The organism is Streptosporangium sp. NPDC048047, from assembly GCF_040653115.1.
Classification (GTDB): Bacteria; Actinomycetota; Actinomycetes; order Streptosporangiales; family Streptosporangiaceae; genus Streptosporangium.
In genome coordinates, this window is the sequence record NZ_JBEZNH010000005.1 from 1 (window position 1) to 14,762 (window position 14,762).

The following is a 14,762-nucleotide window of genomic DNA, read 5'->3' on the forward strand; positions in this document are numbered from 1 at the left end:
ACACCAGAGCCCGGCCACAGCGCCGGCCGGAACACCCACCCACCGCAGCGCGCGCACCCGCCCAGCACGGCAACCACTGACGAGCCCAAGCCCGGGGAAACACCCTGAGACGCGAAAAGCCCCAGCCCGGCCCTGCGGGAAACATCCCGTGATGCGAAAGACCCGAGCCCGAAGCGCGGGACCCGCACAAGAAGCGTCAGACCCGTTCCCAGTCGTGGCGTTCCAGGAAGCCGCGCTCGCCCGTGGCGTACTCGGCGAAGGCGGTGCGGACCGGTTCCAGGTCGGGCACGTGGGTGCGGAACATCAGGTTGCGGCCGCTGTCCTTGTACTCCAGTTCATATCCGGTGATCTCCGGAGAGACCTGGATGAAGTGCGAGCCGAAGACGACCAGCGCGGTGAACGGGTTCTGCGGCGACAGGGTGCCCAGCACGTCGTGGACCAGCCCGAGGTCCGGATCGACGACGATCATCCCGTCGCCCGTGTGCATCTGCATGCCCGCGTAGACGCCCAGGGGCGCGAGGTTGTGGACGAGCCCGCGCTGCGGGTCGTAGCAGACCAGACCGCACTCGCGGGCCAGGGCGAAGACCTCGCGGGACATCTCGTCGGCCCGTTCCGGTTCCACGATGACCAGGGCGAACCCCGGGGAGACCTGCTCGGCTCCGGCGAGTCGCGCGGCGAACGCGGTCACCTGGGGGCGCGGCTCGGCGGCGCCGGGCTCTCCGCTGCGGAGCGCGTGGTGGACGCGCTCCGCGCGTTCCCTGCTGATCGGTTCGGGTTCGTACCAGACGGCCAGTTCGAAGCTCACCGTCCCATGGTCCTACAGGTCCCCGGGCCGGGCGTCAGACCTGCGGCTTGTCGGCCGCGCGGACCGGCGACAGCTCCACGGTGCAGAACGCGCAGCGGCTCGCCTCGACCGGGATGTCGCTGCGGCACTCCGGGCACTTCTTCTCGGTCGCCTCCTTGTCCCGGTCGAAGAAGGTGATCAGCCGGGTCATCGGCATGACGACCAGCCAGTAAATCACCGAGGCGATGATCAGGAAGGTCAGGAGGTGGTTGATGAAGTCGCCGTACATGAACTTCGCGCCGTTGACGGTGAAGTAGTACTGCGAGAAGTCCGGATTCCGGCCGCCGGTGATCGCCGCGAGCAGCGGCGTGATCAGATCCTTGACCAGCGCCTGCACCAGCCCGCTGAAGGTGGCCCCGACGACGACCGCGACGGCCAGTTCGACGAGGTTTCCTCGCATGAGGAACTTCTTGAATCCGCCCATTCCTGCGCCCTCCACTCGTGAGACCGCTCGAAACTACCCGGCCGTCATGCGGCAAACGTCAGAAAACCCTTGCCGCATCCGGCCATCTCGCTTCGACGAACCCCCTGGAAGACCCGCGAATCCAAATGAAACCGTCCACTACTATCGGCCCGAACCGTGAAGAGGGGACCCGATGGAGTTTCGCGTGCTGGGGCCGGTCGGCGTGACGGCCGACGACGGGACGCCGCTGGACATCGGACCCCATCAGCAGCGCGCCGTACTGGCTCTCTGCGTGCTCGCCGCGCCCCGCCCGGTCGCCCCGCCCCGGCTGATCGACGCGCTCTGGGAGGGCGGCCCGCCGCCCGGGGCGGTCAACACCCTCCAGGCGTACGTCTCCAAGCTCCGCCGCGCCTTCGAGCCGGGCAGGCCGCGCAGCGTGCCGCCCCGGGTCCTGGTCAGCAGAGCCGGGGGTTACGCCCTGGACGTCCCGGCGGTCCGGATCGACCTGGGCAGGGCGCGCGAGCGGGCCGCCGAGGGACGGCGCGCGCTGGGCGACGGTGACCACGAGGACGCGGCGCGGAGGCTCCGCTCGGCGCTGGGGGAGTGGAACGGGGAGCCGCTGGCGGACTTCGGGGCCGACGGCTGGGCGGCGGACGAGATCGCCCGGCTGGCCGAGTTCCGGCTGGCGCTGGAGGAGGACGCGGCCGAGGCCGAACTCGCCCTCGGCCGGGGCGCGGTGCTGAGCGGCGGCCTCATCCGGCTGGTGGCCGCGCACCCGTTCCGGGAACGGCTGCGCGTCCTCGGCGCACACGCGCTCTACCAGGCCGGGCGGCAGGCGGACGCGCTGGCCGTGCTCGCCGAGGGCCGCCGGCTGCTGGCGGAGGGGGTGGGGCTGGACCCCGATCCCCGGTCCCGGGAGATGGAACGGCGCATCCTCACCCAGGATCCCTCACTCACCCCCCGGATCCCGGCGGTGACCTCTCCGGTCCTGGCGGCGGCCCTCACGGAGCCGCGGACCCGGCTGGTCGGCAGGGACACCGAGATCGGGGTGCTGGAGGAGGCGGTCTCCGGGGACGGGCACCGGGTGGTGCTGCTGGCGGGGGAGCCGGGGATCGGCAAGACCAGCCTCGCCGAGCGGGTCGCCGAAACGGCGAGGGCGCGGGGACGCCGGGTGGCGTGGGGCCGCTGCTGGGACGGGGCCGGCGCGCCGCCGTTCTGGCCGTGGACGCAGGCCGTACGGGATCTGGCGGACGCGGACGTGAGCGCGGACGTGAACACGAACGCCGACCCGGACATGGACGGGGACGCGGACATGATCGGGACCGGGCGTCCCAGGACCTCGCCCGCCGAGGCCGGGCGCCCCCTGCCGCCGCCCGACGGCTCCGGCGACCCCCGGCCCGCCGGAGCCGGTCAGTTCCAGCGGTACGAGGCGTTCGCCCGGCTGCTCGACGGCCACGGCAGGATCCTGGTCGTCCTCGACGACCTGCAATGGGCGGACGCGTCCTCGCTGCGGCTGCTGGAGTTCCTGGCCTCCACCCGGCTCTGCCCGCGGCTGACCGTGGTGGCGACCTACCGCGACACCGAAGTGGGCACCGAAGCGAATACCGAAGCGGACACCGGCGTACGGCCCGGTGGCCCGCTCGCGCAGGCGCTCGGCGCGCTGACGCGGCTGCCGAACGTGCGGCGGCTGGCGCTGCGGGGGCTGGGGGAGGCCGACGTCCGCGCCTACCTCGCCGGCGCCGGGGCCGACCCGGACCGGGCCGCCGAGATGGGCAGGCTGACCGCGGGCAACCCGTTCTTCCTGGGCGAGGTGCTGCGCCTCGGGCGGGCGCCGCGTGAGCTGTCGGACGTGGTCCGCGGCTGGCTGGCCGGTCTGCCGCCGGACACCGAGGCGGTGCTGACCGTCGCGGCGCTGGTCGGCCGGGAGGCGGAGACGGACGTCCTGACGGCGGTGTCGGAGGTGACCGAGGAGCGGGTGCTGGACGTCCTCGACGCCGCCGTGCGGGCCCGGCTGCTGACCGAGGGCGACGGGCCGGCATGCCGGTTCGTCCACGACATCGTCCGCGACACGCTGCGCGACGGCCTGCCGCCGCTGCGGCGCCGCCGCCTGCACGGCCGGATCGCCGAGGTGCTGGAGCGGCGGAGCCCGACCCGCCTGACGGAGATCGCGCACCACTACCGGGAGGGCGTCGTCAGCGACCGTACGGCGGGCAAGGCCGTCGGCTACACCCGCCGGGCCGCGGCCCAGGCGATGGCGCAGTTCGCCCCGGAGGACGCGGCGGAGCTGCTGGAGCTGGCGCTCGCCACGGCCGGGACCCGGCCGGAGCAGGATGACGCCCTGCGCTGCGACCTGCTGCTCGACCTGGCCGAGGCGCGGGCGGCGGCCGGGATGAGCGTCGAGGCCCACGCCTCCCTGGAGGCCGCCGCCGGGATCGCCGAGCGGCTCGACGACGACAGCCGGCTGGCCAGGGCGGTGCTGGGCTTCTCCGATCCGATCCACCTGGCCATGTACGAGGAGATGACCGGTATCGACCGGCTCGCCGAGCGGATCGACCGGGTCCTCGCCTCGGGGCTGGCCGGGGACTCGCCGTGGCGGGCCCGGCTCCTGGCGGCCGCCGCGACGACCGGTTTCGCGACCCGGCCGGTCGCGCGCAGCGCGGAGCTGGCGTGGGAGGCGGTACGGCTGGCCCGCCGTACCGGTGACGACCGCGCCCTGGCCAACGCGCTGGTCGCCCTCGTGATCGTGCTCCGGCACGGCCGCGACCACGACGCCCGGCGGGCGGCGGCGGAGGAGATCGTGGAGATCGGGCGTCGCACCGGTGACCTGGCCGTGGAGTGGCTGGGCCGGGAGTCCGTCCATGTCGAGCACGTCGCCCGGGACGGCGTCGCCGGGGCCGCGGAGCCGCTGGCCTGGCTCGGGGAGACCGCCCGGCGGCTCCGGCTGCCCTCGATGGTCTCGCTGGCCGCCTGGCAGGCCGCGATCCACGCCCACCTCGACGGCCGGCCCGACGACGCCGTGGCCGCCGCGGAGGAGTCGGCGGCGGCCCACCCGCAGGGGGCGCTGGGCCGCGACGACGCCCGCCTGCGCGGCGGCGTCTTCCGCTTCCTGGCGCTGAGGGGGCGGGGTGAGCCGGCGGCGGCGCTGGCGGTGGCCGACGAGATGCTCGCCCTGCGTCCCGGCGAGTGGCCCTGGCTGCTGCTGCGCTGCCTGGCGCTGGCCGACCTCGGCCGGGCCGGCGAGGCCCGCGAGGTCTTCGCCGGCCCGGCGCGGGACGGGTTCGCCGTGCTCGGCCCCGGCCTGGCCTACCGGTTCGCGGCGGACGCCGCCGCCGAGCTCTGCCTGGCGCTCGGCGAGGCGGACGCCGGGCGGGACCTGTACGGCACGCTCGCCCCGGACGCCGGCCGGCTGGTGGGCTGGTCGGTCGCGGACCTGTGCCTGGCGCGGCTCGCGCTGCTCGCGGGTGACCGGGAGCGGGCCGCGGCGCACCTGCGGGCGGCCGGGGAGTTCATCGCCGTGGCGGGCCTGCGCGGGTACGAACCGGCGCTGCGCGCCCTGCGCGCCCGGCTCGCCGTACCCGGGTCCTGAGCCCTGCCCGGAACCGGAACCGGAACCGGGACCGGAACCGGAACCGGAACCGGGACTCCGGGCGTGACCGGCTCGCCGTACCTGGGCGCGACACACCGCGCCGGAACGCGCCCGTACGGAAAACCACGTCTTAGCCTGCCCACAGGGGGAACACGTAGGGACGGTCCGCACATCGTCTTCACCGATCCGACCCTGGAGGGACGCGTATGACCGTCAACCGCGTGGTGACCAACATCCTGTCCGACCGGCTGCCGGAGACCAGGGACTTCTTCGCCCGGCTGCTGGACCTGAAGGTCAACTTCGACGAGGACTGGTACGTGCAGCTCTCGCCGCCCGACGACCCCCGCCTGGAGGTGGGGATCTGGCGGCGGGACCACGAGCTGATCCCGGAGGCCCATCGGGGCTCCCCGGCGGGAACGATCCTGACGTTCGTGGTCGACGACGTCGACGCGGTCCACGAGCGGGCCCTCGGAATGGGCTGCCGGATCGTCTCCCCGCCGAGCGACCGGTTCTACGGCCAGCGAGGCTTCATGGTGCTCGACCCGAACGGCCTGGTCGTGGACGTCTCCACGCCGGTCCGGAACGCGTAGGGGCTCCGGCCGCCGCGTGCGGCGCACTTCACAGCGAGAAGAGTGGGAAATGCGTGCATGACCTGGGAAAGACAGGGCATGTCTTCCCACCGCTGAAGGGGCGGTGTGATGATTGAAATCTGGCCGGGGGATCCGTATCCCCTGGGGGCCACATATGACGGCGCGGGAACGAACTTCGCGCTCTTCACCGAGGTCGCCGAGCGTGTCGAGCTGTGCCTGTTCGACGACCACGGCGAGGAGACCCGGGTCGCCCTCACCGAGGTGGAGGGGCATGTCTGGCACGGATACCTTCCCGGCGTCTCTCCCGGGCAGCGGTACGGCTACCGCGTCCACGGGCCCTACGACCCGGCGAGCGGGCAGCGGTGCAACCCCGCCAAGCTCCTGCTCGACCCGTACGCCAAGGCGATCGACGGGGACGTGAGGTGGGACGAGGCGGTCTACGGCTACCGCTTCGGCGAGCCCGACAGCCGCAACGACGCGGACTCGGCGCCGTTCATGCCGAAGTCGGTCGTCGTCAACCCCTTCTTCGGGTGGGGCCACGACCGGCCGCCGGCGACGCCGTACCACGACACGGTGATCTACGAGGCGCACGTCAAGGGCCTGACGATCAACCACCCGAAGATCCCGGAGCGGATCCGGGGCACGTACGCGGCCCTTGGCCACCCGGAGATCATCGACCACCTCACCGGGCTGGGCGTGACGGCGCTGGAGCTCATGCCGGTGCACCAGTTCGTCACCGACCACGTCCTGATGGACCGGGGCCTGACGAACTACTGGGGCTACAACACCATCGGGTTCTTCGCCCCGCACAACAGCTACTCCAGCACCGGCCAGCCCGGCGGCCAGGTGATGGAGTTCAAGGCCATGGTCAAGGCGCTGCACGAGGCGAACATCGAGGTGATCCTCGACGTGGTCTACAACCACACCGCCGAGGGCAACCACCTGGGTCCGACGCTGAGCATGCGCGGCATCGACAACGCCGCCTACTACCGGCTCGTCGAGGACGACAAGCGCTACTACATGGACACCACGGGCACCGGCAACAGCCTGTTCATGCGGTCCCCGCACGCCCTGCAGATGATCATGGACTCGCTGCGCTACTGGGTCACCGAGATGCACGTGGACGGGTTCCGGTTCGACCTGGCCGCGACCCTGGCGCGTGAGCTGCACGAGGTGGACCGGCTGAGCGCCTTCTTCGACCTGGTGCAGCAGGACCCGGTGCTGTCGCGCGTCAAGCTGATCGCCGAGCCGTGGGACGTCGGTCCGGGCGGCTACCAGGTCGGCAACTTCCCGGCCCGGTGGACCGAGTGGAACGGCCGTTACCGCGACACGATCCGCGACCTGTGGCGGGGCGAGCCGGCCGCGCTGCCGGAGTTCGCCTCCCGGCTGACCGGCTCCAGCGACCTCTACCAGGACGACAGCCGCCGCCCGGCCGCCTCGATCAACTTCGTGACCTGCCACGACGGGTTCACCCTCCAGGACCTGGTCTCCTACAACGGCAAGCACAACGAGGCCAACGGCGAGCACAACCGCGACGGCACCGACGACAACCGGTCGTGGAACTGCGGCGAGGAGGGGCCGGCCTCGCTGGACGTCGAGTCGCTGCGCGAGCAGCAGAAGCGCAACTTCCTGACCACGCTGTTCCTGTCCCAGGGCGTGCCGATGATCTCCCACGGCGACGAGCTGGGGCGCACGCAGCGGGGCAACAACAACGTCTACTGCCAGGACAACGAGCTGAGCTGGGTCGACTGGTCGGACGTCCGGGAGAACTGGCTGCTGCTGGAGTTCACCCAGAAGCTGGCCAAGCTCCGCGCCGGTCACCCGGTGTTCCGCCGCCGCCGCTTCTTCTACGGCAGGCCGGTGCGCGGCTCGGGCGACAGCCTCAGCGACATCGAGTGGTTCACCCCGCTGGGCGAGAAGATGACCGACGCCGACTGGAACGTGGGATACGCCAGGTCGCTGGCGGTCTTCCTGAACGGCGACGCCATCACCGAGCCCGACCGGCGGGGGCGGCGGACGAGGGACGACTCGTTCCTGCTGATGTTCAACGCCCACCACGATGTCATCGGGTTCACCATTCCCAAGGACTACGGGGAGATGTGGATGACGGAGATCGACACGGCCATGCCGATCACGGTCGACACCCGGATGTGCCGGGCCGGGGAAGAGGTGCCGGTGGCCGGACGGTCGGTGAGGGTGCTGCGCCGTGTCTGATCCCTCCGTCTCCTCCGTCTCGTCCGTGAGGGAGCCCGCCGCGCCCGGGACCGCCGTGACCGGGCCCGCGGTCCCCCGCTCCACCTACCGGTTCCAGCTCACCCCCGACTTCGGCTTCGCCGACGTGGCGGCCCTGGCCCCCTACCTGCGGGACCTGGGGGTCGACCACGTCTACCTGTCGCCGGTCCTGCAGGCCGACCCGCCGTCGCGGCACGGTTACGACGTGACCGACCACTCCAGGATCCGCGAGGAGTTCGGCGGGATCGGCGGGCTGCGGGAGATGGCGGCGACGCTGGCCGGGCACGGCATCGGCGTCGTCGTGGACATCGTGCCCAACCACATGACGGTCCCGGTCCCGGAGTCGGGCAACCCGGCGCTGTGGTCGGTGCTGAAGGAGGGGCGGGCGTCGCCGTACGGGCGGTGGTTCGACATCGACTGGAGCGACGGCAGGGTCGCGATGCCGGTCCTCGGCGACGACGTCGAGCCGTTCCCCGACGGTGACGTGCTGCGCTACCACGACCACGTCTTCCCGCTGCCCGACACCCACTACCGGCTGGTCGACTGGCGCGAGGGCCCCGGCTACCGGCGGTTCTTCGACGTCTCCTCGCTGATCGGGCTGCGGGTCGAGGACCCGGAGGTGTTCGAGGCCACGCACGAGGTGATCCTCGGTCTGGTGCGGGAGGGCCTCGTCCAGGGGCTGCGGGTGGACCACCCCGACGGGCTGGCCGACCCGCGCGGCTATCTCGCGCGGCTGCGCCGCGAGGCGGGGGTGTGGACGGTCGCCGAGAAGATCCTGGTGGGCGAGGAGAGGCTGCCCGCCGACTGGGACTGCGACGGCACCACCGGCTACGACGTGCTCAACCGGATCACCGGGCTGTTCGTCGACCCGGCCGGCGCCGAACCGCTGACCGAGCTGTTCGCCGCCCGCACCGGTGTGCCGCGCGACTACGCCGAGGTGGTCCGGCGGTCCAAGCGGCACGTCATCGACCTGTTCTTCCGCGCCGAGGTGGACCGCCTGAACGCGCTGCTCGGCGCGGACCGCGAGACGCTGGTGGAGCTGCTGGTCGCGATGCCGGTCTACCGGGCCTACGTGGTGCCCGGGGAGCCCGTCCCGGCGGTCTCCGCGACGATCGTCGAGGAGGCGGGGAAGGTCGCCGCGGCCCGGCTGCCCGAGGGCGCGCCGGTGGAGGAGGTCGTCGGGAAGGTCCTCAACGGCCCGCCGGAGGCGGTCGTGCGCTTCCAGCAGCTCTGCGGGCCGGTGATGGCCAAGGGCGTGGAGGACACCGCGCTGTACCGGTGGTACCCGCTGTCCTGCCTGAACGAGGTGGGCGGGGAGCCCGACCGGTTCGGCGGGACCGTCGCCGCCTTCCACGACTTCTGCCGGGAGCTCCGGCCCGGCACGATGACGACGCTGTCCACGCACGACACCAAGCGCTCCGAGGACGTCCGCGCCCGGCTGGCCGTGCTGTCGGAGATCCCCGGCGAGTGGGCGGCGGCGGTCGCGGAGTGGTCGGACCGGGTCTCCTTCGACCCGTCGCTCGACCACCTGGCCTGGCAGAACCTCATGGCGGCCTGGCCGATCAGCGAGGAGAGGTTCTTCGAGTACCTGTTCAAGGCGGCGAGGGAGGCCAAGACCGCGATCTCCTGGGCCACGCCCGACCCCTCCTACGAGGAGGGCCTGCGCGACTTCGTCCACCGGGCCATCGAGGAGTGCGGCGAGTCCGTCGGGCGGTTCGCTGCCCGGATCGAGCCCCACGCCCGGTCCAACTCCCTCGGTCAGAAGCTCGTCCAGCTCATGCTGCCCGGCGTGCCCGACGTCTACTGGGGCAACGAGATCACCGACTTCTCCCTGGTGGACCCGGACAACCGCCGTCCGGTCGACTTCGCGCTGCGCCGCCGGATGCTGGCCGGGGAGACGGAGGGGGCCTCGGACTGGGACGCCGGCAAGCTCGACGTCACCCGCGAGGCGCTGAACCTGCGGCGGCGGCTGGACCCCGCCCTGCCGTACGTCCCGATGGAGGCGGGGGAGCACGCCGTGGCCTTCGCCCGCGGCGACCGCGCCGTGGCCGTCGCCACCCGGCTCCCGGTCGGCCTGGAGCGGCGCGGCGGCTGGGGGGACGAGATGATCGAGCTGCCGTCTGGCTCGTGGCGCGACCTGCTGTCCGGCGTACGGCACACCGGGCGGATCTCGCTGGGCCACCTGCTCGCGACCCGGCCGGTGGCGCTGCTGGAAAGGGAGTGAACCGCGGGCGCCCGGATCCCGGGCGCCCTCGGTTTCGGGGTGGGAGTGAACGGAGCGCCCGAGGTGCGGGCGCCCGCGGTCGCCGGAGGGTTCCGGAGAGGGAGTGAACGGCGTGTTCGAGGTCTGGGCCCCCGCGGCGACGGCGGTGGACGTGGTGATCGGTGACGTCCGCCACTCGATGGACGCCGCGGGCGGCGGCTGGTGGACCGCTGAGGTGGCCGGGGCCGGCCACGGCACCGACTACCGGTTCAGCGTCGACGGCGGCGACCCGCTGCCGGACCCGCGCACCCGCCGGCAGCCCGAGGGGATCTTCGGGCCGAGCCGGGTGTACGACCACGACCGGTTCCCCTGGAACGACGAGCTGTGGCGGGGGCGGAGCCTGCCAGGCTCGGTGATCTACGAGCTGCACGCCGGAACCTTCACGCCCGCCGGGACCTTCGACGCGGCGGCGGGGAAGCTCGACCACCTCGTCGAGCTGGGGGTCGACTTCGTCGAGGTCATGCCGGTGCCGCCGGTGCCGGGGAGGCGCAACTGGGGCTACGACGGGGTCGACCTGTGGGCCGTCGCGGACGAGTACGGCGGTCCCGACGGGTTCAAGCGGTTCGTGGACGCCTGCCATCTGCGGGGCGTCGGGGTGATCCTCGACGTGGTCTACAACCACCTCGGCCCGTCGGGGAACTTCCTGGCGCCGTTCGGCCCCTACTTCCACGACAGCGCCGCCTCCTTCTGGGGGCAGGCGGTCAACCTGGACGGCCCCGGCTCCGACGAGGTGCGCCGCTACTTCATCGAGAACGCGTTGCAGTGGCTGCGCGACTACCACGTCGACGGCCTGCGGCTGGACGCCGTGCACGCGCTGCACGACAGGCGGGCGGTCCACTTCCTGGAGGAGCTGTCGGCCGAGGTGGACGCTCTGTCGGCGGCCGTGGGCAGGCCGCTGACGCTCATCGCCGAGTCCGACCTCAACGACCCACGGCTGATGACCCCGCGCGAGGCCGGCGGGTACGGCCTGGCCGCCGTCTGGAACGACGACGTCCACCACGCCCTGCACGTGGCGGTGACCGGGGAGCGGCACGGCTACTACGACGACTTCGCCGGGGCGCTTCCCAAGGTGCTGACCTGCGCCTACCTCCACGACGGCACCTTCTCGTCCTTCCGGGGCCGTTCGCACGGCCGCCCGGCGCGGCACGTCCCGGGGCACCGGTTCGTCTGCGCGGCGCAGAACCACGACCAGATCGGCAACCGCGCCGAGGGCGACCGGATGCCGGCCGAGGCGCTGCGGCTGGCCGCGGGGCTGCTGCTGACCTCGCCGTTCACCCCGATGCTGTTCATGGGTGAGGAGTGGGGAGCGAGCACGCCGTTCCTGTTCTTCACCGACCACGTCGAGCCGCACCTGCGGGAGGGGGAGGCCGACCGGCGGCGCCGGGAGTTCGTCGGCTTCGGCTACGACGACTGGGCGGACCGGGCCCCCGACCCGGGCGAGGAGACGACGTTCCTGCGCTCCAAGCTCGACTGGAGTGAGCTGGACCGGGACGCCCACCGGGCGCACCTCGACTGGTACCGGGCGCTGATCGCGCTGCGCAGGGCGCATCCGGAGCTGTCGGACCCCCGGCTGGACCGGGTCCGGGTGGACCACGGCGACGGCTGGCTGGTCGTCCACCGGGGATCCTGCCAGGTCGCGGCCAACCTCGGCCGGGTCGCGCTCACCGTACGGCTCGCACCGGGCCAGGTGCTGCTGGCCTCGGACCCGAAGGTCACCGCCGAGGGCGAGGAGCTGTTCCTGCCGCCGCGCTCCCTGGCGATCGTCAAGGCCGGCTGACCGGGACCGGGCTTGAGGCCGGGGCGGGAGCCGGGCGTGCCGGTCGCGTGATGTGGTCGTGACGCCGCCCGGCGCGTCCGGGGTCTGGGCGGGCGCGGCCGGGCGGCGGGCCGGTGCGGCGGGTCAGGCCGGGACGTGGTTGCGCAGCCGCAGCGCCCGCGGGTAGGGCGCGAAGTAGGTCTGGTCGCGGACGTACTCGGCGGCCTCGCCGCGCGCGTGGTGGCGCAGCAGGGTCGCCGGGACGCTGAGGGCCACCTCCCCGGCGCGGTAGGAGTCGATCACCTCCGCCAGGTCGGCCCGGCGGGTCTCGTCCAGGTGGTCCTTCATCATCCCCATGCAGTGCTGGAGGACGTTGACGTTGCGCCCGATGCTCGCCTTGCAGGCGAGGGCCGTGCGGAAGGCGTGGGCGTAGGCGACGGCCAGCTCCTCCCGGGAGGCCGTCCCCGCCCGGGACACCACCTGCCCCGCCCGCTGGTAGGAGACCGGGTCGTGGGCGAGCAGCTGCATCTTGTGCCGGGAGTGGAAGGCGATCAGGTCGCGCGGGCGCCAGTCGCTCTCCAGAAGCGCACGCAGCCGCGCGTACGCGAAGATCCGCTCCACGAACGTCTCGCGGAGCAGGGCGTCGTTCAGCCGCCCCTCGTCCTCGACCGGCAGCAGCGGGTGGGCGTCCAGGACGCGGGACGCGAAGACGCCCATGGCCCCGCGGTCCACGACCCTGTCGCCCGCGTAGACCGGGATGCCGTGGATGCCGCAGCTCGGGCTCCTGGCCTTGAACACGTAGCCGTCCACGTCCAGGGTGAGCGACCGCTCGGCGGCCAGCGCGTTCATCCGGCCGGTCAGGTCCGTCCCGGTCTTCCTGGTGACCAGGCGCGGGCCGTCGGCCGAGCGCTCCAGGCGCAGCGACTCCCTCGGCGCGCCGAGGCCGATCTCCATCTCGGGGCAGACGCGCACCCAGTCGACGTACGGGTCCAGCTCCCCGCTGACGAAGCGGTCGCGGCTGTGCCCGCCGTTGAAGCGCACCAGGTCGCCCAGCAGGCAGCTCGACACCGCCACCCGCGGCCGGGGCTGCCGGTCCATGTCGTTCCACTCGCCCATGTCATCCATGGTGTCCCCGTGGTCCGCGGCGTCCCGAGGGCGGGTCATGCCGCGGGGGCGAGGATGTCCGACAGCCGGCGCAGACCGCGCGCCGTACGGGCCTTGACCGTGCCGAGCGGCACGCTCAGCCTCTCGGAGATCTCCCGCTGGGTCAGATCGCCGTAGTACGCCAGTTCGATGGCTTGGCGCTGGGGCGCGGGCAGCTCGGCCAGCGCCCGCAGCAGCTCGTCACGGGCGGCCAGCCCGTCCCCGTCCGTCCGGCCGTCCGCGCCGGCCGGGTCGGCGACCACGTCCAGCGGCACCGTCTGCAGGGTGCGCATCCGCAGGTGGTCCACCGCCCGGTTGTGAGCGATGCCGATCAGCCAGGCCGTCAGGTTGCGCTTGGGGTCGAAGCGGTGCCGTGAGCGCCACACCTCGGCGAACACGATCTGCTGCACGTCCTCGATCTCCTGCGGCGGGATGAAACGCCGCAGGTAGGAGCGGATGAGCGCACCGTGCGTGGTGAGGCACTCGGCCAGCGCCGCGTCGTCGCCCTGTGCGAGCCGGACGTTCAGGGTGTCTTCCATGGTGACCTCATTTACCCGGGAAACCTATTCAAAACTTATTCATACCCGGCGGCTTCCATGAACGCAAACGAACCCGCCGGTCAGAGCGGTGTGCGGAGAGCGACGGGCAGCCGGAAACGACGGACGGGAGGCGGTTCTCCGGCCCCGCGGAGAGATGGCCGCCGAGCCGGGACCCGCGGACGGAACGGCGGCCGGGAAACGGGCGGGCCGGCGGCCGGAGCCGTTGGTCCGGGGATCAGCGGGCCGGAGCCGGTGAGCCGGGGATCAGCGGATCGCCTCGCGGATCCGGGTGACGGCCTCCTGGAAGGACGTGACGAAGGTCACCGACGGCGGCAGGCCGTCGCCCCACCCCGGGCCGCCCGCGACGATCCGGCTCGCCGGGCGCAGCGCGGGCAGTGAGCCCAGCGGCGCCGGGTCACCGGTCTCGGGCCGCTGCGACCAGACGAAGACCACCCCCGGGCTCAGGCGGCGCATCGCGTCGGCCAGGGCCGGATACGGGGTCCGGGCCCCCAGCACCCGGGTCTCCAGGCGGTGCACGGTGGCCAGCTCCGCCGCCAGGGCGTAGATCGGCAGGCTGTGCTGCTCCTCGGCGGCGCAGGCCAGCAGCACCGGGCGGTCGTTGACCGGCCGGTCGGGACGCCGGACGAGCCGGGTCAGCGCGGCCAGCACCCGGTCGGAGAACAGGTGCTCGATCTCCACGCTCGCGCCGGTCTCGGCCTGGCGGCGGCAGATCGTCTCGAAGACCGGGAGCACCAGCCCCTCCCAGGTCCATACCACCCCGTGCCGCTCCAGCGCGGCGCCGATCCACTCGGCCACGGTCTGGCTGTCCAGCGCCACCGCGGCCCGCGCCAGCATCGCCACGGTCGGGACCTGCGCCCCCGCCCCCGGCGCGTCCGGCGTGACCGGGGCGATCCGCCCCCGGGCGAGGTCGCCCTGGGTGGCGGGGACGGCGGCGCCCAGCCCTGGGTCAGGGCGCGGCAGCCGTTCCGAGGGGACCTCCCACCGGGCGGCGCCCGGCCTGAGGACCTCCCGCGCCGCGTCGGCCGCCGGGACGCCGAGCTTGATGAGGCGGTTCATCTCCTCAAGGCGCCGCAGGTCGGCGGTGTCGTAGCGGCGGTGCCCGCCGGGGCTGCGGTGGCTGGGCCCGATCCCGTACCGGAGGTTCCAGGTGCGCAGCGTGGGCGCCGGAACGCCGAGCCGGCGCGCGACCGCGCCGATGCCGTAACCCGGTTCGTCCCCGGGAGCCGGCACGTCCTCGGGGACCGCCCGGCCCGCCTCATCCATTCTCGTCGCCACCCCGATCCCTCCTCGGTCGCCGTCCTGCACCAGCTTGCCAGGAGAGTGACGCCCCCGGTCCGGGGCGTCCCTCCACGCATACTCCTTCGTACGGCCCACCTGGGCGGATG

Annotated in this window: 10 protein-coding genes; 5 read left to right on the forward strand and 5 right to left on the reverse strand. The window is 73.1% G+C overall.

Features of this window, described 5'->3' with window-relative positions:
• Positions 1-196 precede the first annotated feature (196 nt).
• A complete protein-coding gene (locus tag AB0D67_RS05770; protein ID WP_362930340.1) occupies positions 197-805 on the reverse strand; it encodes a hypothetical protein in 609 nt (202 codons plus the stop codon).
• A 34-nt stretch (positions 806-839) separates the two neighbouring features.
• Complete coding sequence (gene mscL, locus AB0D67_RS05775) at positions 840-1,268, reverse strand: large conductance mechanosensitive channel protein MscL (RefSeq protein ID WP_362930342.1); 429 nt, start codon at positions 1,266-1,268, stop codon at positions 840-842.
• A gap of 172 nt (positions 1,269-1,440) precedes the next feature.
• Here mscL and AB0D67_RS05780 point away from each other — a divergent pair, with 172 nt between their 5' ends.
• From AB0D67_RS05780 to treZ, 5 genes are all read left to right on the forward strand, one after another.
• Complete coding sequence (locus AB0D67_RS05780; RefSeq protein ID WP_362930343.1) at positions 1,441-4,833, forward strand: BTAD domain-containing putative transcriptional regulator; 3,393 nt, start codon at positions 1,441-1,443, stop codon at positions 4,831-4,833.
• Positions 4,834-5,039: 206 nt separating this feature from the next.
• The gene (locus AB0D67_RS05785) at positions 5,040-5,423 is read left to right on the forward strand and encodes a VOC family protein (protein ID WP_362930345.1); all 384 of its coding nucleotides are present in this window, start codon (positions 5,040-5,042) and stop codon (positions 5,421-5,423) included.
• A gap of 108 nt (positions 5,424-5,531) precedes the next feature.
• Positions 5,532-7,637, forward strand: a complete 2,106-nt coding sequence (glgX, locus tag AB0D67_RS05790) for a glycogen debranching protein GlgX (RefSeq protein ID WP_362930347.1) — start codon at positions 5,532-5,534, stop codon at positions 7,635-7,637.
• Positions 7,630-9,879, forward strand: coding sequence for a malto-oligosyltrehalose synthase (gene treY, locus AB0D67_RS05795; protein WP_362930349.1), 2,250 nt, complete (start codon positions 7,630-7,632; stop codon positions 9,877-9,879). Before glgX ends, treY begins: the two co-directional genes overlap by 8 nt.
• A 112-nt stretch (positions 9,880-9,991) precedes the next feature.
• A complete protein-coding gene (treZ, locus tag AB0D67_RS05800) occupies positions 9,992-11,695 on the forward strand; it encodes a malto-oligosyltrehalose trehalohydrolase (RefSeq protein ID WP_362930351.1) in 1,704 nt (567 codons plus the stop codon).
• Between the two features lie 123 nt (positions 11,696-11,818).
• On the opposite strand, the gene AB0D67_RS05805 is transcribed toward treZ, so the two are convergent.
• The 3 genes from AB0D67_RS05805 to AB0D67_RS05815 all read right to left on the reverse strand — a co-directional run bounded on the left by AB0D67_RS05805 (position 11,819) and on the right by AB0D67_RS05815 (position 14,652).
• Positions 11,819-12,790: a DUF523 and DUF1722 domain-containing protein gene (locus AB0D67_RS05805; RefSeq protein ID WP_362930353.1), complete on the reverse strand. Its 972-nt coding sequence runs from the start codon at positions 12,788-12,790 to the stop codon at positions 11,819-11,821.
• Positions 12,791-12,834: 44 nt separating this feature from the next.
• Complete coding sequence (locus AB0D67_RS05810) at positions 12,835-13,356, reverse strand: RNA polymerase sigma factor (protein ID WP_362930355.1); 522 nt, start codon at positions 13,354-13,356, stop codon at positions 12,835-12,837.
• A gap of 264 nt (positions 13,357-13,620) precedes the next feature.
• Complete coding sequence (locus AB0D67_RS05815) at positions 13,621-14,652, reverse strand: MerR family transcriptional regulator (RefSeq protein WP_362930357.1); 1,032 nt, start codon at positions 14,650-14,652, stop codon at positions 13,621-13,623.
• Positions 14,653-14,762 lie beyond the last annotated feature (110 nt).

Coding starts and splice junctions, on each gene's coding strand:
- glgX (WP_362930347.1), top strand. CDS start 5,532: ATGATTGAAATCTGGCCGGGGGATCCGTATCCCCTGGGGGCCACATAT.
- mscL (WP_362930342.1), bottom strand. CDS start 1,268: ATGGGCGGATTCAAGAAGTTCCTCATGCGAGGAAACCTCGTCGAACTG.
- AB0D67_RS05805 (WP_362930353.1), bottom strand. CDS start 12,790: ATGGGCGAGTGGAACGACATGGACCGGCAGCCCCGGCCGCGGGTGGCG.
- AB0D67_RS05785 (WP_362930345.1), top strand. CDS start 5,040: ATGACCGTCAACCGCGTGGTGACCAACATCCTGTCCGACCGGCTGCCG.
- AB0D67_RS05810 (WP_362930355.1), bottom strand. CDS start 13,356: ATGGAAGACACCCTGAACGTCCGGCTCGCACAGGGCGACGACGCGGCG.
- AB0D67_RS05780 (WP_362930343.1), top strand. CDS start 1,441: ATGGAGTTTCGCGTGCTGGGGCCGGTCGGCGTGACGGCCGACGACGGG.